Raw genomic sequence first — 25,358 nt, 5'->3', positions numbered from 1 at the left:
TTCTTGAGGTTTATTATCTTCCTCTTTTTTATCTTCTTCTTGAGAATTAGTACTCTCATCATCTTTGTTTTGGTCAATTTGATTTTCTGTTTCTTGAGAATCTTTATTCTCACCATTGTTAGATTGTTCAGTATTTCCGTTCATTCTTATAATCTCATTTCCCGATTTGAATATGTCGGCTGCCATATCCATAGGTATAAATGTGATTAACATTGCAAGAACTAGAAAAATACTTAATATCTTGTCTCTTTTTTTCACTTTTTTACCCCCTTAATTATTCTTATATATACTACTTTTCTTTTTTTAAATCTGTTTTAAGTTTTTAATAAATTTATGTTAATTATATTAAATATACTTTAGTTTAAAATATTCAATATAATACATATATAAATTCAATTTTTGTATAGTAAATTCCATATTAAAAAATTTTATTTTTTATATTAATTCGTCATATTATACAAATATACTATATAAATACTGTAAAAGTAAAGTTAAATTAGGCGTATAGTTTTTTTTTTTTTGAAAAAAAATTTAATTCATTTAACTTTTTAATATATATAAAAAAAATAGGTAAAAATATATATAATATTTTTACCTATTTAAATTATTTTTATTTTTATAAATTATTTTCGTTTTGGTATTCTAACAACAACTTCTACAAAATCATCTTTTTCTATTTCTTTGTATTTTGCATCTATTCCTGTATTAACTATCATATCATATGCTTGTTTTATTGTATTTAAATATATTTTCATATTTATCATAGCTTTTACATTTCTTTTTTTAGCAGGTTCATCTTTACTATTGTCTTGTTTTGGAGTATTTTCAAGAATTTCTTTTATAAGAGATTCTGTTCTTTTAACTGTTAGTTCATTTTTAGATATTTTTGAGATTACATCTTTCATAATCTCTTCATCTTTTAGTTTTAAAAGTGCTCTTGTATGTCTTTCTGATAATCCATTTTCAATAGCTTCTTTTCTTATTTCTTCTGGAAGTTTTAATAATCTTATTTTGTTTGCTATTGTAGATTGACTTTTTCCTACTTTTTTTGCAATTTCTTGCTGAGTAAATCCATGTTCTTTTATTAGATTATTATATCCTATTGCTTCTTCCATAAAGTCAAGGTCTTTTCTTTGTAGGTTTTCAAGCATTGCTATTATTGCAGATGCTTCTAATATATTTTTTTCTCCCATAGTTATCCTCTCTTTATATAGCAATTTTTTCCGGGAAATTATTTTATTGGTGATTTAGCAGGTTTTCCTGCTTTTCTCGGATATTTTGAAGGTGTTTCAGAAATTTTCTTAAATACTAGTATGTTATGATTTAAGTCTGTTTCTGGTAATTTTACATCTATTTTTTCTACAAATTCTATTCCCAATGTTGTCATAGCTTTTTTTGATTCTTCTAATTCAAGATTGGCATTTGGTCCTTTTAGACATACAAAGTATCCACCTTTTTTTATAAATGGAACACAAAATTCCATAAGTATAGGAAGTCCTGCAACTGCTCTAGCAGTTGCTATATCGTATTTTTCTCTGTATTCAGGATTTTTTCCAAAATCTTCTGCTCTTCCATGTATAAATTCAACATTTTCAAGGTTTAGTTGAGTGCATACTTCTTGAAGGAAGTTTATTCTTTTGTTTAGAGAATCTAATAGTGTTACTTTTGTGTTTTCAAGGCACACTTTTAGTGGTATTCCTGGGAATCCTGCACCTGTTCCAACATCTATTATAGACATTTCATCTTTTATATATCCACCTGTTACAGCTGATAATGAATCTAAGAAATGTTTTATATATGTTCCTTTTTCATCATCTATTCCTGTTAGGTTCATTTTTTGATTCCACTGTGCAAGTAGTTCTCTATATGTTTTGAATCTATCCAATGTTTTTTCATCAGCTACAAGGTTAAATTCTTCTATTCCTTTTTTTAATAGTTCTCTATTTTCATTAGTCATTTTTTCTTCCTCTTCTCATTTGTTCAAGATAAACAAGAAGTACAGATATATCTGCTGGAGATACTCCTGATATTCTAGATGCTTGACCTACTGAGTTTGGTTTTATTGCATCTAGTTTCTGTCTTGCTTCTAGTCTTAATCCATCTATTTCAGAATAATTTATTGTTTCGCTTAGTTTTTTGCTTTCTAATTTTTTGAATTGGTCTATTTGTTTTAATTGTTTATCTATATATCCTTCATATTTTGTTACTATTACACATTGTTCTTTTACATAGTCTGGTACATCATCTCCAGCACCTTTTCCAAGTTCGTCTATTAGTTTGTAATCAACTTCTGGTCTTTTTAAGAATTCATATAAAGATAATCCGACATTTAATTTAGCAAATCCGTGTGCTTCCATTATACTATCAGATTCTTTTGGAGTTACTCTAACAGTTTTTAATCTTTCAAATTCTTTTTCTACCATTTCTTTTTTGTTTAGGTATTTGTTATATCTTTCTTCTGTTACAAGACCTATTTCATGTCCTTTTTCAGTAAGTCTCATATCAGCATTATCTTGTCTTAGGTATAGTCTGTATTCACATCTAGATGTCATCATTCTATATGGTTCATTAGTTCCTTTTGTTACTAAATCATCTAAAAGAACACCTATATATGCTTCAGATCTATCTAATGTGAAAGCTTCTTTTCCTTCTATTTTTCTAACTGCATTTATACCAGCTATCAATCCTTGTGCTGCTGCTTCTTCATATCCTGATGTACCATTGAATTGTCCAGCACTAAATAGGTTTTCTACACCTTTAATTTCTAGGTTTAATTTTAATTGAGTTGGATCTATACAGTCGTATTCTATTGCATAAGCAGGTCTCATTACTTTAACATTTTCAAGACCTAATACTGTTTTGTACATATCTTTTTGTATTTCAAAAGGTAGACTAGTAGATAGTCCTTGAACATACATTTCTTTAGTATTTAAACCTTCTGGTTCTATAAATATTTGATGTGTTTCTTTATCAGAAAATCTTACTATTTTGTCTTCTATTGATGGACAGTATCTAGGACCAACACCTTCTATATCTCCACCATACATTGCAGATCTTTTTATATTTTCTTCTATCATCTGTTTTGTTTTATCTGTTGTTCTAGTTAAGTAGCAAGGTACTTGTTCTTTTTCTATTTTATCGTTCATGAAAGAAAATGGTACTATTTTTTCATCTCCATCTTGTCTATCCATTTTAGAAAAATCTACACTATCCATATGTACTCTACATGGTGTACCTGTTTTAAATCTTCTCATTCTAAGTCCTAATTCTTTTAAGCTATCTGTTAGATATGCTGCATATCCAAGAGCATTTGGACCTTCGTTAAATGATACTTCTCCTATAAATATTTTTGAATTTAGATATACTCCTGTTGCAAGTATAGTAGCTTTTGCTCTATATATAGCACCCATTCTTGTTACTACTCCTGTAACAGTTTGACCTTCGTGTGCTATTTCCACAACTTCATCCATTATTAAATCAAGATTTTCTTGATTTTCTATAGTTTTTTTCATTTCTTCATGATATCTAAATTTATCTGCTTGAGTTCTTAGAGAGTGAACTGCTGGACCTTTTGCAGTATTTAACATTCTACTTTGTATAAATGTTTTATCTATGTTTAGACCCATTTCACCACCAAGTGCATCTATTTCTCTTACTAGATGTCCTTTTCCTGTTCCACCTATAGATGGATTACAAGCAAGTGCTGCTATAGAATCTAAAGACATTGTTATCATCGCTGTTTTATGTCCCATTCTCGCACTAGCAAGTGCTGCTTCACATCCTGCATGACCTGCACCTACAACGATAATATCATAGCTTTCAGCTTCAAATTTTACCATTTTTTGCCACCTTTCTAAAATTACGAATTATTTCTTATATTAGATAATTAATTTTAAAATGTTTCATGAAAAACATTTTTATAAAAAGTATTTTTAATCTTTGTGTTTTATTTTTTAATTTATTATTATAAATATTATTTCCCTATACAGAAGTTATGGAATATATTATCAAGTAAATCTTCACTCATTGTATCGCCGTTTATATATCCTAGATAATCCCATATATTTTTTAAATCAACTTCTACAAAATCAAGAGGCATTCTATCTTCTATTGCTCTCATAGCATCTTCTGCTGATTTCATAGCTTTGTAAAGAGCATCTTTATGTCTTGAGTTTGTTATTATTACGTTTGATGAGCTTTTTATATCTCCTCTATATACCATAGATTCTATTTTATCATGTAATTTTTCTATTCCTTCATTGTGAAGTGCAGATATTTTTATTATATTCTCTTCATCTACATATTGTTTTACTTCTTCTTCATCTATAACTTGAGTTAAGTCGTTTTTATTAAGAAGTATTATTGTTTCTCTATTTTTTATTTTTTCAAGTATTTCTTTATCTTCATCTGATAGTTTTACTGATGAATCAAGAACCATTATTATTAAATCTGCTGAATCAAAAGATGCTATAGATTTTTCTACACCTATTTTTTCAACTACATCATTAGTTTCTCTTATACCTGCTGTATCAACTATTTTTAGTGGTATTCCTTTTATATTTACAAATTCTTCTATTACATCTCTTGTAGTTCCTGGAATGTCTGTAACTATCGCTCTATTTTCTCCAAGAATACTATTTAAAAGTGATGATTTCCCTACGTTTGGTTTACCAACTATTACTGTTTTTAAACCTTCTCTAAATATTTTCCCACTTTCAGATGTTTCATATAATTTTTTTATATCTTTGTTTAATTCTTTTGTTTTTTCTTCTAATGTATTGTATGCTATGAATTCTATGTCTTCTTCTGGATAATCTATTGCAACTTCTACTTGAGCTAGTAATTCTGTTACTTTATCTCTAAATTCTCTTATTTTACTAGATAAAGAACCATCTAATTGATTTTCCGCTACTTCATGTGCTTTATCTGTTTTTGCATTTATTACATCTATTACTGCTTCTGCCTGAGATAAGTCTATTCTTCCATTTAAAAATGCTCTTTTTGTAAATTCTCCTGCTTCTGCAAGTCTTACATCTTGAGCTAATACTAATTCAAGTATTCTTTTTACTGATATAAAACCACCATGACAGTTTATTTCTATTACATCTTCTGCTGTATATGAGTTTGGACCTTTCATATATGCAACTAGTACTTCATCTATTTTTTTATCGTTATCTTTAATATTTCCATAGATTAATGTTCTAGTAGGATACTCAACTATTTTTTTTCCAGACATAGAGAAAAATATATTTTCTGCTACTTCAAGTGATTTTGGTCCACTTATTCTAATTATTCCTATTCCACCTTCTCCAGGTGCTGTTGCTATTGCTGCTATTGTATCATCTATAAACAAATTTATCACCTCTTCGTTCAATCAAATTTATATACGTATATATTATACCAAAAATAAAACCTCCTATTAACATAGGAGGCAAAATTTTATTTCCCAAATAGAAAAATATTTTTATCTATCTTTTATATTCTATTACTAATCTTCTGTGTGGATCAGTTCCTTCACTATATGTTATTACATATTTATCATTTTGAAGAGCTGAATGTATTATTCTTCTTTCATAAGGATTCATATAGTCAAGTTTTTTTGTTTTTTTAGTTTTTGCAACTTCTCTTGCCATTTTATTGGCATATCTTATAAGAGATTCTTCTCTTTTTTCTCTGTAGTTTTCTATATCTACAAGTACTCTTGTATGAGAATCTTTGTTTATTTTGTTTAGAGCTAGTCCTGTTAAAAATTGTATAGAATCTAATGTATCGCCTCTTCTTCCTATTAAACAAGCTGCTTCGTCACCTTTTATGTTGACTTTTATTAGATTGTCTTCTTGTTCTACCTCTACTTTTGCATTTACTTTAGAATTTTTTAGTAATTTTTCTATAAATTCTTTAGCAACATCTGTTTCTCTTTCTATAGCTGTTATTTCATAAAGACCTTCTTTAGCACCTATAAATCCTAAAAATCCTTTATTAGGAGCTTCAAGTTCTTTAACTTCTATATCATTTTCTTTTACATTAAGTTCTATAAGAGCTTTTTGTATAGCTTCTTCTTTAGATTTACTTTTTATTTTTATTATTTTTGCCATTACCCTTAGCCTCCTTCATGTCAGCTTCAAATTTAGCTTTTAGAGGTTTTGTTACTATTATCTGTTGAAGTATCGCAAATATGTTACTTACAGTCCAGTATAAAGTAAGACCTGCTGGGAATATGAACCCCCAGTAGAATGATAGACCTGCCATAACGTAAGTCATCATTTTCATTTGACCATTTAGCTGTTCTTTTGGAGTCATTATTTTTTGCATTATAAATGCACTTGCTCCTGAGAATATCGCTAATACCATATCAGGATTTGTTAAATTACTCATCCATAAGAATTGTCCATTTGCTCTTGCAAATTCTGCTTGACTTGCAAATGCTCCTAATCCTACTGGATCTTTAAGTAAGTTAAATAATCCTATTAATATAGGGAACTGTATTAATAAAGGTAAACATCCTGCCATAGGATTTATGTTTGCTTTTTGATAAAGTTCCATTATTTCTTTATTTTGTCTTTCAGGGTTATTTTTGTATTTTTCCTGAATTTCATTTACTCTTGGTGTTATTTCCTGCATTGCTACAGTTGATTTAGTCTGTTTAATTGTAAGTGGCATTAATAGTAATTTTACTAAAAATGTAAATAGTATAATTGCTAAACCATAGCTTCCTGTGAAACCATATATTGCCCCTAGAATGTTTCCAAATAATTTTCCTATTACGTTGGTCAATTCTTCTACCTCCTATAAATTAGATTTATTTCAATGGATCATAGCCTCCTGGATGAAATGGATGGCATTTTAAAATTCTTCTTATAGTTAAATACAATCCCTTCAAAAATCCATATTTTTTAAATGCTTCTATAGAATATTGCGAACAGGTAGGATAAAATCTACATGTAGGTCCTTTTAAAGGTGATATATATTTTTGATAGAATCTAACCATTTTTATACAAGCTTTTGTAAGAATTTTTCCTATTCTATCTATATATTTCCTTATTATATTCAAAATATAGGACCTCCTATTCATTTAAAAGTCCATTTTTTCTAACTAAAGAATACATGGATTTTTCAATATCTTTATAATTAGCATCTTTTGCAGCTACTCTAGAAATAAATACTAAATCATAGCCTTTCTTTATATTTTCATCGATTTTTAATCGATATATTTCTTTCATTAATCTTCTAATTCTGTTTCTTGTTACGGCATTACCTACTTTTTTAGAAATAGATATACCTATTCTAGTTTCATCTGTTTTATTTTTTAATATATAGACTACTAAATACTTATTTGCAAAAGATTTGCCGTGTTTATATACTCTTCTAAATTCGTAGTCTTTTTTTATTCCTTTAGTATTATTAAATTCCATAATTACCTCCAATAAACACAGCTCAACTTGTTAAATTTTACAAAAAAAGCCACTCTACAAGCGGCTTTTTTTAATTAATGAGTTAATCTCTTTCTTCCTTTAGCTCTTCTTCTTCTTAACACGTTTCTTCCGTTAGCAGATCTCATTCTTTTTCTGAATCCGTGTTCTTTTTTTCTCTGTCTTTTCTTTGGTTGATAAGTTCTTTTCATTATATAGCACCGCCTTTCACATTAATTTCCATTATATAAAAAATATACTTTTACCCTCAAAGTAAACATAACACATATTATTATAATTACTTTAATGGCTATTGTCAACGAATTTTTACAGTATCTGTTTATAATTTTTGTTTAATTTATACATTTTTATTGTGTATTTTTTTTTATAATTTTACACAGAAAAAAATTTTTAAATTTTTAACTCTATTTATTATGAAATACTGTATTTTTAACACTTTCCTCTATATTAACAAAATATACTATTTTCTTGCAATACTTTTTTATTTTCTTAATCCACAATATCTTTTTTAATCGAATTTTTTACTGTTGATAAATAAAAAATAATTAGTTCTTTATATTGTGGATAAGTTGTTGAAGTTTCCTTATTATTTTGATATTATAATTATACTTGTTTATAATGTTGATAAATGTTATTAACATATCAACAGTTATGCACAGTTTGTGGATATTTCTGTGTATAATTTTTACTCACTCATCAAAAGTTATTATAATTTCAATGAATTGAAGTATATAAATTCTTTATAACTTTATCAACTTTATTGTTTATAAGTCAAAATATATTTCAATTTTTTTAGATTATATAACATTTATCAACATTAATTCAATACTATCAACATATTATTTATTTTTTTAATAACTACATTAATTTTGTTGATAATCATGTTGAAAACTATGTATCGGAAAATGGAGGATAAAATTATGGAAATAAATTCTCTGTGGGATAAGGTACTTCAAATTTTAAAAGGTGAGGTATCAGCTGCTGCTTTTAAAGCTTTTTTTGCTACAGCAAAACCACTTTTACTAGATAATAATACTCTTTATATTTGTGCTAATAACAATTTTAATAAAGATATTTTAAATGGACGTTATTATTCTCTTCTTGTAGGTGTTATTAAAGATGTTACTGCTAAAGATATAAAATTAGTTGTTTTAGATAATGAAAATGAATTAGATTCTATAATAAAAGTTGATGATTCAAATTCTTTAAATCCTTCAAATAAAACATCTTTAAAAACTACTAGATATGAAAGTAATTTAAATCCAAAATATACTTTTGATACTTTTGTTATTGGAAATAGCAACAGTTTTGCTCATGCAGCTTGTGTTGCTGTTGCTGAATCTCCAGCAAAATCTTATAATCCTTTATTCCTTTATGGTGGAGTTGGTCTTGGAAAAACACATCTTATGCAAGCCATTGGACACCATATATTAGAGTCAGACAATACTCAAAAAGTTGTTTATGTTTCTTCTGAAAAATTTACAAATGAGCTTGTAAACTCTATAAAGGATGATAAAAATGAAGAATTTAGAAATAAATATAGAAATGTAGATGTTCTTTTAATAGATGATGTACAGTTTATAGCTGGAAAAGAAAGAACTCAGGAAGAATTCTTCCATACTTTTAATACTCTTCATGAAGCAAATAAACAGATAATAATATCTAGTGATAGACCACCAAAAGATATTCCCACTTTAGAAGAACGTTTAAGATCTAGATTTGAAATGGGTCTTATTACAGATATTCAGCCACCAGATTTTGAAACCAGAATAGCTATTCTTAGAAAAAAAGCTCAAATGGATGGTGTTGTGGTTCCAAATGAAGTAACTGATTATATCGCAAAAAATGTAAAATCAAATATTAGAGAACTTGAAGGTGCTCTTACTCGTGTAATGGCCTATTCTTCTCTTACTAAAAAGAAAGTTTCTCTTGAAGTTGCAACAGAAGCACTTAAAGATATTATAGTTTCTTATAATACTTCTGAAATAAACGTGCTTAGAATAAAAGAAAAGGTAGCTGAAGTTTTTGGTATAAAAATGGAAGATTTTAATTCTAAAAAAAGAACTAGAGCTATTGCATATCCTCGTCAAATAGCAATGTATTTATCTAGAGATTTAACAGATCTTTCACTTCCTAAAATAGGAGAAGAGTTTGGAGGTAGAGATCATACTACAGTAATACACGCTTGTGACAAAATAAGTAAAGATTTGAAAGAAAATATTGATTTAAAATTAAAGATAGAAAAAATAGTAAATGATTTAAAAGGATAATTTCCTTTTTTATATAGTAGTTAAAGAAGATAAAATTTTTATCATGCTGTTTTTTAATATAAAATTATATAAAATAGATTTTAGTTATTAACAAATTTATTGTTGATAATTAGTGTATAAAATGTTGATAATAATTATTAAGAATTTATCAACATTTTATTAATATCTTTTTTACAGAGATATCAACAATCTATCTACAACATTTTTTGTTGATATTTCAAATGAAATTGACACTATCAACATTATTAACAGCCCCTACTACTATTACTACTAAGTTTCTTATATATTTATTTAATTTTAAAGATAAAAAAGATATCCACACAAAACAATTAAGGAGGAAAAAAATGAAGCTTATATGTAATCAAAAAATCTTATCTCAGAAAATAAGTATTGTTCAAAAAGCTATCAACAATAGAACAACAATAGAACTTTTAAAAGGTATATTATTATCAACTGAAAATGGAAATTTAAAACTTATAGGTTCTGATGCAGAGATAAGAATTGAAACTTTTGTTCAATCTGAAATAGAAGAAGATGGAAAAATAGTTCTTGATGCAAAATTATTTGGAGATATAATAAGAAAATTACCAGATTCTTTTGTTCAAATAGAAACTGATACAAATAATAATGTTCATATTTATTGTGAAAACTCTAGATTTACAATAAAAGGACATTCTGCAGAAGATTATCCACTAATTTCAGATATAGAAGAAAATAAAATGTATTCTATTCCTCAAGAATTATTAAAAGAAATGATAAAACAAACATCTTTTGCAACATCACAAGATCAAAGTAAACCAGTATTAATGGGAGAACTTTTAGAATCAGCAAATGGTACTACTAGTCTTGTTGCTATAGATGGTTATAGATTAGCTGTAAGAAGTTGTTTTATTGATGGATTTAATGAAAATATAAAAGTTATAATTCCTGGAAAAACTTTAATAGATATAAATAGTTTAATGCAAGGTGAAGGAGATATAAATATAGGATTTACTGATAAAAATGCTATTTTTATGATAGATAATACTAAAATTATTACTCGTTTATTAGAAGGAGATTTTATAGATTATAATAGACTTCTTCCAAAAGAATATAATTCTAGAATTAAATTAAAATCAAAAGAACTTTTAAACAGTATTGAAAGAGCAGCTCTTCTTTCTCAATCTGAAAAAAATAATCTTATAAAATTATCTATAAGAGATAATTTAATGATAATAACTTCAAATACTGATAGAGGAAATGTATATGAAGAAGTTTCATTAGAATTAGAAGGTGAATATTTAGATATAGCTTTTAATTCAAGATATTTAATGGAAGGACTTAGATATATAGATAGTGAAGAAATATATATAGAATTTACTACTAATGTAAATCCATGTATAATTAAGCCAGTAGATGAAATAGATTATACTTATTTACTTCTTCCTGTAAGAATATCTTCAAATATGTAATAAGTAAATTTAATTATTTTGCAGTCAAAGTAGATATTTTGGCTGCTTTATTTTTGAAAGTACAAGAACATATGTTTTTTAGATAGAAGTTGGAGTATGCTAAAAAAGTATAATTAAAAAGCAATTAAATCGAATATAAGAGGATTAATATATACAATTGAGATTTTTATCCAATAGTGAATAAAAATCAAAAATATGGTATAATTATATAATTAAGTTAAATTTTTAAATTACTTTTATATTTAATAAAGGGGGGATTATATATGATAGAGATAAAAATAGATTCTGATTATATAAAACTTGATCAGGCTATTAAACTAGCTGATATAGCTTCTACTGGTGGACATGCAAAATTTCTTATTTTAGAAGGTCTTGTAAAAGTTAATGGAGAGATAGAAACTAGAAGAGGTAAAAAACTTTTTAATGGAGATATCATTGATGTAGATGGTGAACAGATAAAAGTTATAGCAGAATAGAGGAGAATTTTTGTGAAGCTAAAAAATCTTCAATTAGTTAATTATAGAAATTACGAAAAATTATATATTGAGTTTAATGATAGAATTAATCTTCTTTTAGGTGCAAATGGTCAAGGAAAAACTAATATTGCAGAAGCTATTTATATGCTAGCTTTTGGAAAATCTTTTAGAACTAATAGAGATAAAGAGATTATAAGATTTGATACAGAAAATCTTTATATTGGTGGAAATTATGAAACAGATAGTAGAAAAGGACTTATAGAAATAGCTATAAGTAAAGTCAAAAAGGGAATTAAGGTAAATAAAATTCCTATTATAAAATTATCTGAGCTTTTAGGGAATGTTAATGTAGTAATTTTTTCACCAGAAGATTTAAGGCTTGTAAAAGATGGACCTAAAATTAGAAGGAGTTTTATAGATAGAGAGATAAGTCAAATTATTACAGGATATTATAATCTTTTGACAGGATATAATAAAATTTTATCAAATAGAAATAAACTTTTAAAAAATATAAATCCAGATTTAAATTTATTAGATGTTTATGATGAAAGTTTAGCTGATTATGGAAGTAAAATTTTTATTTATAGGAAGAAATTTATTGAAAAAATCGCTGATATTTCAAAGGATATGCATTTTAGACTTACGGATAATAAGGAAAATTTAAATATTACCTACAAAAGTCAAATTCAGATTAAAGAAGATTTAAATGTAAAAGATAGTTTTTTAAATATGCTTAAGGAAAAGAGAAAGCATGATTTAGATATGAGGATAAGTGGATATGGAATACATAAGGACGATATATTAATCCAAATAAATGGACTAGATGTAAGACTTTATGGATCACAAGGTCAACAAAGAACAGCATCTATATCTTTAAAACTATCTGAAATAGAACTTATAAAAAGAGAAGTAGGAGAATACCCACTTCTTATTTTGGATGATGTTTTTAGTGAACTCGATGAAAAAAGACAAAAGTTATTAGTCGATAATCTTAAAGATGTCCAAATGTTTATTACAACTGCTGAAAATCTACATAAAAATGTACTTAATATCGATGATACAACAATTTTTTATATAGATAATGGAAAAGTAGTTAAAACAGAGAATGGAGGAAATTAAATGAAACAGGAATATGGTGCAAGTCAAATTCAGGTTCTTGAAGGTCTTGAGGCTGTTAGAAAAAGACCTGGAATGTACATAGGTTCTACAGGACCTAGAGGATTACATCATCTAGTTTATGAAGTTGTAGACAATAGTATAGATGAGGCACTTGCTGGGAATTGCTCAAAAATATATGTCGCTATAAATGCAGATGGAAGTATAACTGTAGAAGATGACGGTAGAGGAATACCAGTTGAAGTACATCCAAAAACAGGTCTTTCTACTTTAGAAACAGTACTTACTGTTCTTCATGCTGGAGGTAAGTTCGGTGGAGGAGGATACAAAGTATCTGGTGGTCTTCACGGAGTTGGGGTATCTGTTGTTAATGCACTTTCTGATTGGTTAGTAGCAGAAGTTCATAGAAATGGAAAAGCATATAGACAGAAATATGTAAAAGGAAATCCAGAAACTAAATTAGAAGTAATAGGAGATTCAGATCATACAGGGACTATAATTTCATTTATGCCTGACGCTGAAATATTCGATGAAATAGAGTTTAGTTTTGATACATTAGAATATAGATTAAGAGAACTTTCTTTCTTAAATAAAGGTATAAAAATTATATTTGAAGATAAGAGAGAAGGTAAAGAGAAAACTAGAGATTTCCATTATACAGGAGGTCTTACAGAATATGTAAAATTCCTTAATAAGTCAAGAACAGGAATACATGATGATATAGTTTATATAGATAAAAAAGTAGATGATTGTTTTGTAGAAATAGCTATGCAATATACTGATGGTTATACGGAAAACATCTACTCATTTGCAAATAATATAAATACACATGAAGGTGGTTCACATCTTGCAGGATTTAAAGCTGCTCTTACAAAAACAGTTAATGAATATGCAAAAAGAAATGGTATTTTAAAAGATAAGGATTCTAATCTTTCTGGAGAAGATATAAGAGAAGGTCTTACAGCAGTTGTTTCTGTGAAACTTCCAGATCCTCAGTTTGAAGGGCAGACTAAAACAAAATTAGGAAATACTTTTATGAGAGGTATAGTAGATGGAGTTACTGTTGAAGAATTAGGATCATTCCTTGAAGAAAATCCATCTACAGCAAAAGTTATAGTTGATAAAGCACAAAGAGCACAGAGAGCGAGAGAGGCTGCTAAAAGAGCAAGAGAGTTAACTAGAAGAAAAAGTGTATTAGAAAGTACATCTCTTCCAGGAAAGCTAGCTGACTGTGCAGAAAAAGATCCATCAAAGAGTGAAATATTCTTAGTCGAAGGGGATTCTGCCGGTGGTTCTGCTAAACAGGGTAGAGATAGACATACACAGGCAATACTTCCATTAAGAGGTAAAATTTTAAATGTTGAAAAATCAAGATTAGATAAAATTTTAGCATCTGATGAAATAAAAAATATGATAACAGCATATGGTTGTGGTATAGGCAATGATTTTGATATAGAAAAAACTAGATATCATAAAATAATAATAATGACCGATGCCGATGTCGATGGTGCACACATAAGAACGCTTCTTCTTACATTCTTCTTTAGATATATGAGACCTTTAATAGAAGAAGGATATGTTTATGCAGCACAGCCACCTTTATATAAAGTAACTAAACAGAAAAAAGAATATTATGTTTATTCAGATAAAGAATTAGATAATCTACTTAATGAAATAGGTAGAGATAAATATGATATACAAAGATATAAAGGTCTTGGAGAAATGAATCCAGAACAGCTTTGGGATACAACAATGAATCCAGAAACAAGAACTCTTTTACAAGTTACAATAGAAGATGCTGCTGTAGCAGATGAAGTATTTTCTATGTTAATGGGAGATAAAGTAGCTCCTAGAAGAGAGTTTATTCAGGAAAATGCAAAATATGTCAGAAATTTAGACGTATAAGAGAGAGGAGATAGAAAATGCAGGACGAAAAAAATACTAGCAAAATACTCCCAATAGAAATAGCAGGTGAGATGAAAAAATCTTATATAGAATATTCTATGAGCGTAATAGTAGGACGTGCTCTTCCAGATGTTAGAGACGGTTTAAAACCAGTTCATAGGAGAATACTATATTCTATGAATGAATTAAATCTTTCTCCAGACAAACCATATAGAAAATCAGCACGTATTGTCGGGGACGTTTTAGGTAAGTATCACCCACATGGTGATAGTTCAGTATATTTAGCTATGGTAAAAATGGCTCAGGATTTCTCTACAAGAGTTCCTTTAGTAGATGGTCATGGTAACTTTGGTTCAGTTGATGGAGATTCACCAGCTGCGATGCGTTATACTGAAGCAAAAATGAGTAAATTATCTATGGAATTACTAAGAGATATAGATAAAGAAACAGTAGATTTTGGACCAAACTTTGATGAATCTTTAAAAGAGCCATTAGTTCTTCCAGCAAGATTCCCTAATCTATTGGTAAATGGTTCTAATGGTATAGCTGTCGGTATGGCTACATCTATACCACCACATAATTTAGGAGAAGTAATAGATGCTACAGTCCATCTAATAGATAAACCAGATTCAAATGTTGAGGAATTAATGGATTATGTAAAAGGTCCAGATTTTCCAACTGGTGCTATTATAATGGGAACAGAAAGTATAAAAGAAGCATATAAAACTGGTAGAGGTAAAGTAAAAGTTAGAGCTAAAGCAGAAATAGAAGAATTAGGAAAAGGAAAACAGCAGATAGTTGTAACAGAAATACCATATCAAGTAAATAAAGCAAGACTTGTTGAAAGAATAGCTGAACTTGTAAAAGATAAAAAAATCGAAGGTATATCAGACCTTAGAGATGAAAGTAACAGAAAAGGTATGAGAATAGTAATAGAATTAAAAAGAGATGTAAATGCAAACATCATCTTAAATAATTTATATAAACATTCTCAGATGGAAGAAACTATAAGTGTTATAATGATAGCTTTAGTTAATGGAGAACCTAAATGTTTAAATTTAAAAGAAGTTCTTCATCACTATATAGAACATCAAAAAGAAGTTGTTACAAGAAGAACTAAATTTGAATTAAATAAAGCAGAAACAAGAGCTCATATATTAGAAGGGTTAAAAATAGCACTAGATAATATAGATGAAGTTATAAGTACTATAAGATCTTCAAAAGCTTCAAGTGATGCTAAAGAAAAATTAGTTGAAAAATTTGCTCTTACAGAAGTACAGGCTCAGGCTATATTAGAAATGAGACTTAATAGACTTACTGGATTAGAAAGAGAAAAGATAGATTCAGAGTACAATGAATTAATGAAAAAAATAGCTGAATTAAAAGAAATACTAGATAGTGAAGAAGTTTTACTTTCTGTTATCAAAAAAGAAATAATAGAAATAAAAGATAAGTATTCTGATGAAAGAAGAACTAGTATTCAACATGCAGAAGGCGAAATAGATATGAGAGATCTTATAGATGAAGAAGAAATAGCTATAACTCTTACTCATTTTGGATATATAAAAAGACTTCCAGCAGATACTTATAGAAGTCAAAAAAGAGGTGGAAGAGGAATTTCTGCACTTACTACAAGAGAAGAAGATTTCGTAAAACATCTAATAACTACAACTACTCATAGTAGATTATTATTCTTTACTAATAGAGGTAGAGTATTTAGATTAAATTCTTATGAAATACCAGAAGGAAAAAGACAGGCTAAGGGTAGTGCAATAGTAAATTTACTTCAACTTGGACCTGGAGAAAAAATAGCTACACTAATAGATGTAGACGGTAAAGAAGAAAATAAATATCTTTTAATAGCAACTAAAAAAGGTATGGTTAAAAAGACTAAGATAGAAGACTTCAAAAATATCAATAAATCTGGATTAATTTCTATAGGATTAAAAGAAGGAGATGAAGTTATAGGCGTTAAACTTACTAATGGTGAACAAGATGTTATGTTAGTAACTAGAAATGGTATGTCTATAAGATTCTCAGAAAAAGATGTTAGAGATATGGGAAGAACTGCTATGGGTGTTAAAGGTATTACACTTGCTGAAGGAGATACAGTAGTATCTATGAGTTTGGATAGTGAAGGTACAGATATGCTTGTAGTCAGCGAAAATGGATTTGGAAAAAGAACAGATCTTGAAGAATATAGAAGTCAGATAAGAGCTGGTAAAGGTATAAAAACATATAATATATCAGAAAAAACAGGTTCAATAGTCGGAGCAGAAATGGTTTCTGAAGAAGATGAAATGATGATTATAAATTCTGATGGAGTTCTAATAAGAATCAAAGTTGATGAGATATCAATATTTGGAAGAGTTACTAGTGGAGTAAAATTAATGAATGTTGATGAAGAAGTCAATATAGTTTCTATAGCTAAAGTTACAACTGATGATTATGAAGATAATACTGAAGAATAGATAAATATTAAAAGGGTATGCTTTTAAATTAAGCATACCCTTTATTTATATTATTTTATAGTTATTTTATAGTTGTTATTTTCTGTAGCTGTAGGTAAAGTAGCATTTACAGAAGCATTATCTATTTCAACTGAATAAGTTTTATGTATTAAGCAGTTTATAGGGTCTTCTGTTGTTATAACAAGTGCAAGACTATGTCCAGGTTTTATAGTATATCTATTTGCATTTAGATATATGTTGTATTCATGATATTCACCTTTTTTTAGTATTATGCTATTTGTCGCAGTTTCAGGTTCATATCCAGAATCAGGATTACAAAGGTCTGCATATGCACGTGCTACTATACAATAGTTTTTATTGAATGTTTCAAATTCACAAAGATTAAATGCTGGTAAATCTCCACCATTTATAACTCCATTTTCTTTAACTGTTACAACAGGAATAATATTTCTTTCAGGATCTACAGTCTGTATACTATCAAATTTTTCGTCACATATATCGTATAGCATAGCAACTAATTTAACATCGTCCATTCTTCCAGTAACTTTAGAATCTGCAAGTTTCATAGTTAAAGAGTCTGCATCATTTCTATTTTCAGGGTTAAAATTATTTTCTATATCACCATCTTTTAATGCAGCTTTTAAATTTAAATGAACAGTACCTTGTATAGTAAGTTCTTCATCAAGAGGAGCTGTTACAAAACGTTTATTCATATTTGATGATTTAAGACTCATAGTTTCATCAAAGTTTTCAGCACAAACACCAGCTTTTTCCCAATCAGTATCTATAATAGATACTCCAGTTTCATCACTTTCTAACTTCATAGAGAATGCAGTTTCCCAAGAATCACAAGTTTCCCATTTATTTTGGTTGTAGTTTGTCTGAACTAAAACTTCAGGCATTTCAGTTGCATCGTTATCAATATCATATAGATAATGAGATATCCATTTGTTTACTATATCATCATAGAAGTTTCCATCTATAAGAATTCCATAGTTTTTATTTGCCATAGTAGGTGTTATATGTGGTCCTTGATGAAGTATAGTTTTAACTGTTTGACCAGATTTTTTATATGCTTTATACATCATTTCAAACTGTTTTGTAGAAACATTTTCATCATTTAGTCCTTGTACTATTAATGCACTACATTTTATTTTATCGTAATTTAAACGATAATTACCAGCACCCCAGAAATCTTCATTATAATCAGAACCGCAGCTTAATTGTTGAAGACTAAGCTCATGATGGAATGCAGCTATATCATTTAATTCTTTTTCAGATAAAGTTTGATCATTATATCTACTTGAGCAGAAATAAGCAAGAAAACTATTTAATACTTCTTTTGGCCAGTAGCGTTGAGAACCTTGCATATTTTGCTGACTATACCAATCAGATATACCAGCAACTGGAACTATTGTTTTAAGCCCTTCAACACCTGTTGTTGCAACAGCAAAAGGCATAGTTCCTGCATAAGATCTTCCTGTCATAGCTACATTTCCATTTGACCAATCAGCTTTTGTTTCTATTGTTCCTTCACGATCTGAATAAGCAACACGATCTCCATGAAGCCATTCAACTACAAATTTAAAAGCATCTCTTTCAAAATCAGATCCTACAAAGTTAAATCCATCAGAACCAAGAGCTCCGAATCCAGCACTTATAATTACAGCAAAACCACGAACAAGATAGTAATTAAAATGTTCTAAGTTTTCATATACCATATTATCGTTATTACCTTTATCTTTATAGTACCAATCAGAAGCATTAGATTTTAATGCAAGGTCCATAGCACTTATAGATCCTGTAGGTATACGTGCAGGAACTTCTTTTTTAAGATCTTCAAAATTAAATTTTCTATATTCTTTTTCAGCAACTTCTTTCATATGGTCATATCCATCTTCGTTTACACCAGCACAATATGGACGAGCTTCAAATAAAGAAGCTGCTTTATAATTTCCTTCAACAGCACTTTTTGGAACTTGTATAAGAGTTTTTATAAGATCTCTTTTTCCATCTCCATCCATATCATAATCTGATTCAACATATACACAATATCTTACTATTTCAGAAGTTTTTGGATCATAATTTTCTCCTGTTTTTCCATCAGTAAAAGGAAATACAGGTTGAGCCATTCCATTTTCAAAAACGGGAACTTTATTATATTTAGTCATAGCTTTCCTCCTTGATTATAAATACCCATATTTTGTAAAACAATATAAAACGTTTACAAAAACAGTATAGATGTTATTAAAAAATTAGTCAATATTTCAAAAATTTAATTATTTTCAATAATAATATAAAATACAAGATAATATTTTCAAAAATATGAAATTATTATCATATTTTTTTAATAAAAAACTAGATATAATAAAAAAGATGCTAGCTAATTGCAAGCACCTTTTTCATGATAATTTAAGATAGAATTTGGGAGATATATTTAACTAATATATTAATATTAGAAAAATGACTATAATAAATTCTTTTTAGAACCTTTTTTTAATATGTTTTCATAATCTATAAAATCATAAATATCTTCTTTAAATACAGGACTAAAATTCAGAAGCTCTTCTAAACTTAAATCTTCTATATTTTTATTATTATCCTCACAATATATTACAATATTTCCTACTATGCTATGAGCATCTCTAAATGCAACGTTATTGTCTACTAAATAATCTGCAACTTCAGTAGCATTTAAAAATCCATGTTTAACTGCTTTTTTCATATTTTCTTTATTTATTTTTAAAGTAGAAATCATCTTGTCCATAATAGAAATACACATTTTAACAGTATTTACACTGTCAAAAAATCCTTCTTTGTCTTCTTGCATATCTTTATTATAAGCAAGAGGTAGACCTTTCATAGTAGTAAATAAACCAAATAGACTTCCGTATACACGACCTGTTTTTCCTCTTATTAGTTCTGCTCCATCAGGATTTTTCTTTTGAGGCATTATACTACTTCCAGTAGAGTATAAATCATCTAACTCAACAAATTTAAATTCTTGACTACTCCAAAGTATAAGTTCTTCACTAAGTCTACTAAGATGCATCATAATTATAGAAAAATTGCTCATAAGTTCTAGTAAATAATCTCTATCACTTACGCCATCTATATAATTTTCTACAACTCTACTAAATCCTAGTTTTTCCTTGGTGATTTCTCTGTCTATATTATGAGTAGTTCCAGCTAAAGCACCACATCCTAAAGGTGATTCATCTAATATTTCTAAAGCATTTGAAAGTCTTTTTTCATCTCTATCAAACATACTATAATAAGCCATTAAATGATGTTTAAATGTTACAACTTGTGCCCTTTGTAAATGAGTGTATCCAGGCATCATAATAGAATTTTTATCAGCAACACATTTTAAAGTGTTTTTAAAATTTGTTACTAAAGTAAGAATTTCTAAAGCACTTTCCTTAGCAAATAATCTCATATCAGTTGCTACTTGGTCATTTCTACTTCTAGCTGTATGTAATTTTTTACCAACTTCACCAATTCTTTCAATTAAATTTATTTCTACAAAACTATGTATATCTTCATAATTACCCTCTAAAAGAAGATTTCCATCTTCTATATCCTCACAAATACCTATCAATCCATCAGTAATTGCTTTACCCTCTTGTTCAGTTAAAAGATTACATTTTACTTGCATATATACATGAGCAAGACTTCCCTCAATATCTTTTTTATATAATATTTTATCGTAATCAAACGATTTATTAAATTCTTCCATAAGTTTATTTTCTTCTTTTCTAAAACGTCCACCCCATAGTTTCATAAATTCCACCTCTTAATTATTTACAAATATTTATTGAAATTTAATTTATATCTATTCCCTATAATATATATAAACTATTAATTAAATTTATAATTTAATTGATTATTGATTATTTTCTTTTTTTTGTTCCCGTAAAGTTTTTATTTTTAAAGGAAGTGTAAATAAATTTATAAATCCAGCTGCATCTTTATGGTCATAAAGTTCACTATCTCCAAATGAAGATATAGATTCATCATATAGTGCATTTTCAGTAAATATACCGGCAGGTTTAATATTTCCTTTATATAATTTTACTTTGACAGTACCTGTTACATTTTGTTGAGTTACATCTATAAAAGCATCTATAGAATTTTTTAAAGTAGTAAACCAAAGACCATTATAAATAAGCTCTGAATATTTATGAGCAACAATTTGTTTATAGTGAATAGTTTCTTTGTCCAAAGTAGCACTTTCTAATATATTATGAGCTTCATATAAGATAGTTCCTCCTGGAGTTTCGTATATGCCTCTTGATTTCATACCAACTAATCTATTTTCTAAAATATCTATAACTCCTATACCATGTTTTGAACCTAAGTTATTTAATGTTTTTATTATTTCGACTGGAGAAAGTTCTTCACCATTTATTTTTTTAGGTTCACCTTTTTCAAAGTAAATTTCTAAATATTCAGGTGTATTAGATGCATCTTCAAGAGATAAACATTTTTTATAAACTAAATCTTCTTTATGTTCATTTTTTAAATTTTCTATGTCTCCACCTTCAGTTGATATATGGAATAAATTAGCATCTACTGAATATATTTTTTCTTTTGTAGCTGTAACTTCAATATTGTTTTTATTAGCGTAATCTATAGCATCTTCTCTAGATTTTATATCCCATAATCTCCAAGGAGCTATAACTTTTATACTTGGGTCAAGAGCTGCTATACCTGCTTCAAATCTAACTTGGTCATTTCCTTTTCCTGTACAACCATGGCAGATATATTTAGCATTTTCTTTATGAGCTATTTCTACTAATTTTTTTGCAATTATAGGTCTAGCTAAGGCTGTTCCAAGTAGGTATTTATTTTCATATTTTACTTCTGCTTTAACAGCTTTAAATATTGATTCTGTAACAAATTCATCTTGTAAATCTTCTATATACGCTTTACTAGCTCCACTTTTTAGAGCTTTTTGATAAACAAGGTCCATATCCTCTTCTTGACCAACATTTGCACACATTGCTATAACTTCAATATCATAATTTTCTTTTAACCAAGGGATTATTATTGATGTGTCTAATCCTCCTGAATATGCTAGTATAACTTTTTCTTTATTTTCCATTTTATTTTCCCCCTAAATTTTGAATTTAAGAAGGTATATATTAATAGGCCTAAATAATCTATATCTTCTGAAAATTTTGCGTATAAAAAAACCTCTTAGCATTTTGCTAAGAGGCGAATTTACCGCGGTACCACTCTAATTTAATAATTAATATTATTATCTCTTATCTTTAAGGCAGATCAAACCAACTACTCTAATAGTCTAATAAAAAGATTTTCAAATAGCCTTCTCCAAAGCTCTCTTCATTTAAATTTCTCTACTAAGCTTCCACCATCCTTAGCTCTCTATAAAATACATTTAAACTACTCTCTTTTTCACTGAATTTTTTATGTCTTAATTTTGAAATTAATACTATCATATTTTTCAGATTTTTGTCAATATTTTTTAATTTTAAAAAAATAGATTTTCATAAAAATATATTTTTATTATTATTTTTGTATAATAAATAGTAAAATAGTTTATCAACTAATCGCATATTTATATGTTATAATAATCGTATATAAAAAAGAGAGGAGCTGATTTTGAATGAGCGGTAAAAAAGGTGGATTTATGATATTCGGTGCAATAGCAGGATTTTTACTAGGAATGTTTTTAGCACCTAAAAAAGGATCTGATCTTAGAAAGGACGCAAAAGAGAAATTAGAAAATATAAAAGAAAATCCAGATGCAACTATTAAAGATACATTAGAATCTGTAAAGAACAAATTAAATAATTTTTCAGAAAGTTTATTTGAAGAAGATGAAGATGATTTTGAAGATGTCGATGTTGCAGATGAAAATATAGTTATAAGTAGAAATTTCAAAGAAGTAGAAGATTTTGATAATGATGATATAGTATTAAACGATAAAGAATAGGAGATTTAAACTATGAATTCAATTGGATGGCAGATATGTGGAGTGCTTTTAGGAGTTTCTGCAATAATAATAGCTATATATTTAGCAAAAGCTTTAAATAGCACATCAAAAACTTTGGATAACGCTAATAATCTTATAAATAGAGCTACAAAGATTGTAGATACAAATGAGGAAAATTTAAATAATATTATAGAAAATGTGTCTTCAATAACAGATGTAGTAGATGATATAACTCAAGGTATAAGCAATATAGGTGGATACTTAAATATATTTAATTTTATAAATAAAAAAAGAAAAAAGAGAAAAGATAAGAAAAATAAATAAGGTATATAAAATTTTATGGAGGTAAAGAGATGTCGATAAAAATAGATTCAGATTTTGATTCAAAAGAAAAAATATGGAATGTTGCTCTTATTGGTGAATTAGATGTTTCTAGTGCCAATTTATTTAAAGAAACTCTTAATAATCTAGTTGATGAAAATTTAGAAAATATAAAAATAGATTTAGATAAATTAGAGTATATAGATTCAACAGGTTTAGGAGTAATGGTTGGTGTACTAAAAAGATTAAAAGTCAATGATAAGGGTATATACCTTAATAATCCTAAAAGTAACGTAAGAAAAATTCTAGAAATTACGGGACTTGATAAAATATTCAATGTGGAGGGATAAAAATTGACTTATGAAACTATAAAAATGGAGATAAGTTCAAATCCGGAGTATGTAGGGATTATCAGACTTACAACTTCAGGAATAGCCAATAAAATTGGTTTTTCAGTAGATGATATAGAGGATATGAAGGTTGCTGTATCAGAAGCATGTACTAATGCAATAAAACATAGTAATGACGATAAATTTTTCATAACATTTGAGATGTTTGAAGACGGTATTTGTATAGAAATAAAAGATAATGGTGAAGGATACGATATAAAAGATATAAAAGAACCTAACTTAGAAGATCCAAAAGAAAGTGGATTAGGAATATTTATAATAAAAACATTAATGGATGAAGTTAATATAGAATCAACAAAAAATGAAGGTACAGTTATAAGAATGACAAAATATTTAGGAGCTGATATTTAATGAAAAGTGTTGCAGGAGATGCAAACTATTTTGATATGGATACAAAAGAGCTTTTCAAACTGTACAGTGATAACAATGATATTGATATAAGAAATATTCTTATAGAAAGACATCTTTATCTTGCTAGAATACTTGCTAAAAAATATATCAATAAAGGTGTAGATTATGAAGATATTTATCAAGTAGCTTCAATGGCACTTATATATGCTATAGATAGATATGATATAAGTAAGGGATTTGAATTTTCTAGTTTTGCAACACCTACAATTATAGGAGAAATAAAGAAATACTTTAGAGATAAAGTATGGACAATGAGAGTTCCTAGAAGAATACAAGAACTTAGTAAAAAAATAAGTAATGCAAAAATAGCATTAGAGCAAGAAAAGAAAAAACATCCATCTGTAAAAGATATAGCTGAATACATAGGATGTAGAGAAGAAGATGTTCTTGAAGCTTTAGAGGCTTCTTATAGTTATCAACCTGTATCACTTGATGCTTCTAGTGGAGATGACTCTGATGAAAATGATTTAACTCTTTCAGATAAAGTTGGTATGGAAGAAAAAGATTTTGGCAATATAGAACAAAAGGATTTTCTTGATAGATTTATGAAAACTTTAAATGAACTAGAAGTTAAGATTTTAAAAGATAGATTTTTCTATAATAAAACTCAATCTGCTATAGCAACAGAGCTTAATATCTCTCAGATGACAGTATCGAGATTAGAAAAAAAGGTAGTAGAAAAGTTAAGAAAAGAATATGAGAAAAACTAGGAACCAAGAGTGCTATTTTTTAATAGTACTTTTGGTTCTTTTTTATAATACAAAATTATTTTTTATAATATAAATGAGTTAAATTTTAGAATTAAATATATTTATAATAATAAAATTATTTAAGAAAAATAAAATTTAAGAAAAAATAAATGTGCATAAAAGTATTCAAATTTCAATGAATTTAAAATCATAAAAAATACATAAAATAAAAAAATAAAAAAAGTTTTAAAAAAATGTTGACATTAAATCTTAATGATGATAATATAATACTTGCATCAGCGAGATGCACAAAAATAATTTTAAAATATGTGGTTATTATAGCAGAGAGGATACACCTGTTCCCATTCCGAACACAGAAGTTAAGCTCTCTAGCGCTGATGGTACTTGGGGCGAAGGCCCCTGGGAGAGTAGGACGTAGCCACGTA

At 27.7% G+C, this 25,358-nt stretch carries 24 protein-coding genes, 1 rRNA gene and 1 other annotated feature; of the genes, 12 read left to right on the top strand and 13 right to left on the bottom strand.

The features are described from left to right. From Q1J78_RS03770 to rpmH, 10 genes are all read right to left on the bottom strand, one after another. On the bottom strand, positions 1-258 hold a 258-nt coding region (locus Q1J78_RS03770), incomplete at its 3' end, for a hypothetical protein (RefSeq protein WP_300276742.1). Between the two features lie 365 nt (positions 259-623). Next, positions 624-1,193, bottom strand: coding sequence for a ParB-like helix-turn-helix domain-containing protein (locus Q1J78_RS03765; protein ID WP_300276740.1), 570 nt, complete (start codon positions 1,191-1,193; stop codon positions 624-626). Between the two features lie 38 nt (positions 1,194-1,231). Then, entirely contained in the window at positions 1,232-1,957 is a 726-nt protein-coding gene (rsmG, locus tag Q1J78_RS03760) for a 16S rRNA (guanine(527)-N(7))-methyltransferase RsmG (RefSeq protein WP_300276738.1), read from the bottom strand. Next, positions 1,950-3,839 carry a tRNA uridine-5-carboxymethylaminomethyl(34) synthesis enzyme MnmG gene (gene mnmG / locus Q1J78_RS03755; protein WP_300276736.1) on the bottom strand — a complete coding sequence of 630 codons (1,890 nt, stop codon included), beginning with the start codon at positions 3,837-3,839 and terminating at the stop codon, positions 1,950-1,952. Before mnmG ends, rsmG begins: the two co-directional genes overlap by 8 nt. Before the next feature lie 134 nt (positions 3,840-3,973). After that, positions 3,974-5,353 (bottom strand): tRNA uridine-5-carboxymethylaminomethyl(34) synthesis GTPase MnmE, encoded by a 1,380-nt coding sequence (mnmE, locus tag Q1J78_RS03750; RefSeq protein ID WP_300276734.1) that lies wholly within the window; start codon positions 5,351-5,353, stop codon positions 3,974-3,976. 115 nt (positions 5,354-5,468) lie between these two features. Continuing rightward, a complete protein-coding gene (gene jag, locus Q1J78_RS03745) occupies positions 5,469-6,095 on the bottom strand; it encodes an RNA-binding cell elongation regulator Jag/EloR (RefSeq protein ID WP_300276731.1) in 627 nt (208 codons plus the stop codon). Beyond that, complete coding sequence (locus tag Q1J78_RS03740) at positions 6,067-6,774, bottom strand: YidC/Oxa1 family membrane protein insertase (RefSeq protein WP_300276729.1); 708 nt, start codon at positions 6,772-6,774, stop codon at positions 6,067-6,069. The genes jag and Q1J78_RS03740 overlap by 29 nt, the downstream gene beginning before the upstream one ends. A gap of 25 nt (positions 6,775-6,799) precedes the next feature. Then, positions 6,800-7,045 carry a membrane protein insertion efficiency factor YidD gene (gene yidD, locus Q1J78_RS03735; RefSeq protein WP_442952113.1) on the bottom strand — a complete coding sequence of 82 codons (246 nt, stop codon included), beginning with the start codon at positions 7,043-7,045 and terminating at the stop codon, positions 6,800-6,802. Positions 7,046-7,064: 19 nt separating this feature from the next. Beyond that, entirely contained in the window at positions 7,065-7,412 is a 348-nt protein-coding gene (gene rnpA / locus Q1J78_RS03730; RefSeq protein ID WP_300276725.1) for a ribonuclease P protein component, read from the bottom strand. A gap of 74 nt (positions 7,413-7,486) precedes the next feature. Beyond that, on the bottom strand, positions 7,487-7,621 hold the full coding sequence (gene rpmH, locus Q1J78_RS03725) for a 50S ribosomal protein L34 (protein WP_006440948.1): 135 nt from the start codon (positions 7,619-7,621) through the stop codon (positions 7,487-7,489). A gap of 729 nt (positions 7,622-8,350) precedes the next feature. Here rpmH and dnaA point away from each other — a divergent pair. The 6 genes from dnaA to gyrA all read left to right on the top strand — a co-directional run bounded on the left by dnaA (position 8,351) and on the right by gyrA (position 17,119). Continuing rightward, complete coding sequence (gene dnaA, locus Q1J78_RS03720) at positions 8,351-9,700, top strand: chromosomal replication initiator protein DnaA (RefSeq protein WP_300276722.1); 1,350 nt, start codon at positions 8,351-8,353, stop codon at positions 9,698-9,700. A 344-nt stretch (positions 9,701-10,044) separates the two neighbouring features. Continuing rightward, positions 10,045-11,151, top strand: a complete 1,107-nt coding sequence (gene dnaN / locus Q1J78_RS03715) for a DNA polymerase III subunit beta (protein ID WP_300276720.1) — start codon at positions 10,045-10,047, stop codon at positions 11,149-11,151. Between the two features lie 263 nt (positions 11,152-11,414). Then, positions 11,415-11,627, top strand: a complete 213-nt coding sequence (locus tag Q1J78_RS03710) for an RNA-binding S4 domain-containing protein (protein WP_300276718.1) — start codon at positions 11,415-11,417, stop codon at positions 11,625-11,627. A gap of 12 nt (positions 11,628-11,639) precedes the next feature. Further along, positions 11,640-12,746, top strand: a complete 1,107-nt coding sequence (gene recF / locus Q1J78_RS03705; protein WP_300276716.1) for a DNA replication/repair protein RecF — start codon at positions 11,640-11,642, stop codon at positions 12,744-12,746. Beyond that, positions 12,747-14,648, top strand: a complete 1,902-nt coding sequence (gene gyrB, locus Q1J78_RS03700; RefSeq protein ID WP_300276714.1) for a DNA topoisomerase (ATP-hydrolyzing) subunit B — start codon at positions 12,747-12,749, stop codon at positions 14,646-14,648. It abuts the gene before it with no gap. Positions 14,649-14,665: 17 nt separating this feature from the next. Next, the gene (gene gyrA / locus Q1J78_RS03695) at positions 14,666-17,119 is read left to right on the top strand and encodes a DNA gyrase subunit A (protein WP_300276712.1); all 2,454 of its coding nucleotides are present in this window, start codon (positions 14,666-14,668) and stop codon (positions 17,117-17,119) included. Between the two features lie 50 nt (positions 17,120-17,169). Here the strand turns inward: gyrA and Q1J78_RS03690 are convergent, their stop codons facing one another. The 3 genes from Q1J78_RS03690 to Q1J78_RS03680 form a co-directional block, all read right to left on the bottom strand. Further along, positions 17,170-19,290, bottom strand: coding sequence for a CocE/NonD family hydrolase (locus Q1J78_RS03690; RefSeq protein WP_300276710.1), 2,121 nt, complete (start codon positions 19,288-19,290; stop codon positions 17,170-17,172). Positions 19,291-19,586: 296 nt separating this feature from the next. Beyond that, positions 19,587-20,903 (bottom strand): argininosuccinate lyase, encoded by a 1,317-nt coding sequence (gene argH / locus Q1J78_RS03685; protein WP_300276708.1) that lies wholly within the window; start codon positions 20,901-20,903, stop codon positions 19,587-19,589. A gap of 102 nt (positions 20,904-21,005) precedes the next feature. After that, on the bottom strand, positions 21,006-22,226 hold the full coding sequence (locus tag Q1J78_RS03680) for an argininosuccinate synthase (RefSeq protein ID WP_300276707.1): 1,221 nt from the start codon (positions 22,224-22,226) through the stop codon (positions 21,006-21,008). Positions 22,227-22,332: 106 nt separating this feature from the next. Next, positions 22,333-22,553 (bottom strand) — a binding site (T-box leader). 198 nt (positions 22,554-22,751) lie between these two features. Here Q1J78_RS03680 and Q1J78_RS03675 point away from each other — a divergent pair. The 6 genes from Q1J78_RS03675 to rrf all read left to right on the top strand — a co-directional run bounded on the left by Q1J78_RS03675 (position 22,752) and on the right by rrf (position 25,357). Then, entirely contained in the window at positions 22,752-23,081 is a 330-nt protein-coding gene (locus Q1J78_RS03675) for a YtxH domain-containing protein (RefSeq protein WP_300276705.1), read from the top strand. 12 nt (positions 23,082-23,093) lie between these two features. Then, positions 23,094-23,405 carry a DUF948 domain-containing protein gene (locus tag Q1J78_RS03670; RefSeq protein ID WP_300276703.1) on the top strand — a complete coding sequence of 104 codons (312 nt, stop codon included), beginning with the start codon at positions 23,094-23,096 and terminating at the stop codon, positions 23,403-23,405. A 29-nt stretch (positions 23,406-23,434) separates the two neighbouring features. Then, complete coding sequence (locus Q1J78_RS03665; protein ID WP_300276701.1) at positions 23,435-23,752, top strand: STAS domain-containing protein; 318 nt, start codon at positions 23,435-23,437, stop codon at positions 23,750-23,752. Positions 23,753-23,755: 3 nt separating this feature from the next. Then, positions 23,756-24,163 carry an anti-sigma B factor RsbW gene (gene rsbW / locus Q1J78_RS03660; protein WP_300276699.1) on the top strand — a complete coding sequence of 136 codons (408 nt, stop codon included), beginning with the start codon at positions 23,756-23,758 and terminating at the stop codon, positions 24,161-24,163. Further along, a complete protein-coding gene (locus Q1J78_RS03655) occupies positions 24,163-24,933 on the top strand; it encodes a SigB/SigF/SigG family RNA polymerase sigma factor (protein ID WP_300276697.1) in 771 nt (256 codons plus the stop codon). Before rsbW ends, Q1J78_RS03655 begins: the two co-directional genes overlap by 1 nt. Positions 24,934-25,240: 307 nt before the next feature. Further along, positions 25,241-25,357: ribosomal RNA gene (gene rrf / locus Q1J78_RS03650) — 5S ribosomal RNA — on the top strand. Position 25,358: the final 1 nt, after the last annotated feature.

The sequence above is a fragment of the Peptacetobacter sp. genome (assembly GCF_029264495.1).
GTDB lineage: Bacteria > Bacillota > Clostridia > Peptostreptococcales > Peptostreptococcaceae > Peptacetobacter.
Note: the sequence above shows the minus strand (reverse complement) of the source record. Positions and strands in the feature narration are given on the sequence as shown.

Bases quoted from the DNA above. Each gene is read 5' to 3' on its own strand.
- gyrB (WP_300276714.1), top strand. From the start codon at position 12,747: ATGAAACAGGAATATGGTGCAAGTCAAATTCAGGTTCTTGAAGGTCTT.
- rnpA (WP_300276725.1), bottom strand. From the start codon at position 7,412: ATGGAATTTAATAATACTAAAGGAATAAAAAAAGACTACGAATTTAGA.
- dnaN (WP_300276720.1), top strand. From the start codon at position 10,045: ATGAAGCTTATATGTAATCAAAAAATCTTATCTCAGAAAATAAGTATT.
- dnaA (WP_300276722.1), top strand. From the start codon at position 8,351: ATGGAAATAAATTCTCTGTGGGATAAGGTACTTCAAATTTTAAAAGGT.
- Q1J78_RS03675 (WP_300276705.1), top strand. From the start codon at position 22,752: ATGAGCGGTAAAAAAGGTGGATTTATGATATTCGGTGCAATAGCAGGA.
- rpmH (WP_006440948.1), bottom strand. From the start codon at position 7,621: ATGAAAAGAACTTATCAACCAAAGAAAAGACAGAGAAAAAAAGAACAC.
- Q1J78_RS03670 (WP_300276703.1), top strand. From the start codon at position 23,094: ATGAATTCAATTGGATGGCAGATATGTGGAGTGCTTTTAGGAGTTTCT.
- Q1J78_RS03710 (WP_300276718.1), top strand. From the start codon at position 11,415: ATGATAGAGATAAAAATAGATTCTGATTATATAAAACTTGATCAGGCT.
- Q1J78_RS03765 (WP_300276740.1), bottom strand. From the start codon at position 1,193: ATGGGAGAAAAAAATATATTAGAAGCATCTGCAATAATAGCAATGCTT.
- Q1J78_RS03690 (WP_300276710.1), bottom strand. From the start codon at position 19,290: ATGACTAAATATAATAAAGTTCCCGTTTTTGAAAATGGAATGGCTCAA.
- Q1J78_RS03655 (WP_300276697.1), top strand. From the start codon at position 24,163: ATGAAAAGTGTTGCAGGAGATGCAAACTATTTTGATATGGATACAAAA.
- gyrA (WP_300276712.1), top strand. From the start codon at position 14,666: ATGCAGGACGAAAAAAATACTAGCAAAATACTCCCAATAGAAATAGCA.
- Q1J78_RS03680 (WP_300276707.1), bottom strand. From the start codon at position 22,226: ATGGAAAATAAAGAAAAAGTTATACTAGCATATTCAGGAGGATTAGAC.
- mnmG (WP_300276736.1), bottom strand. From the start codon at position 3,839: ATGGTAAAATTTGAAGCTGAAAGCTATGATATTATCGTTGTAGGTGCA.
- jag (WP_300276731.1), bottom strand. From the start codon at position 6,095: ATGGCAAAAATAATAAAAATAAAAAGTAAATCTAAAGAAGAAGCTATA.
- rsmG (WP_300276738.1), bottom strand. From the start codon at position 1,957: ATGACTAATGAAAATAGAGAACTATTAAAAAAAGGAATAGAAGAATTT.
- argH (WP_300276708.1), bottom strand. From the start codon at position 20,903: ATGAAACTATGGGGTGGACGTTTTAGAAAAGAAGAAAATAAACTTATG.
- Q1J78_RS03665 (WP_300276701.1), top strand. From the start codon at position 23,435: ATGTCGATAAAAATAGATTCAGATTTTGATTCAAAAGAAAAAATATGG.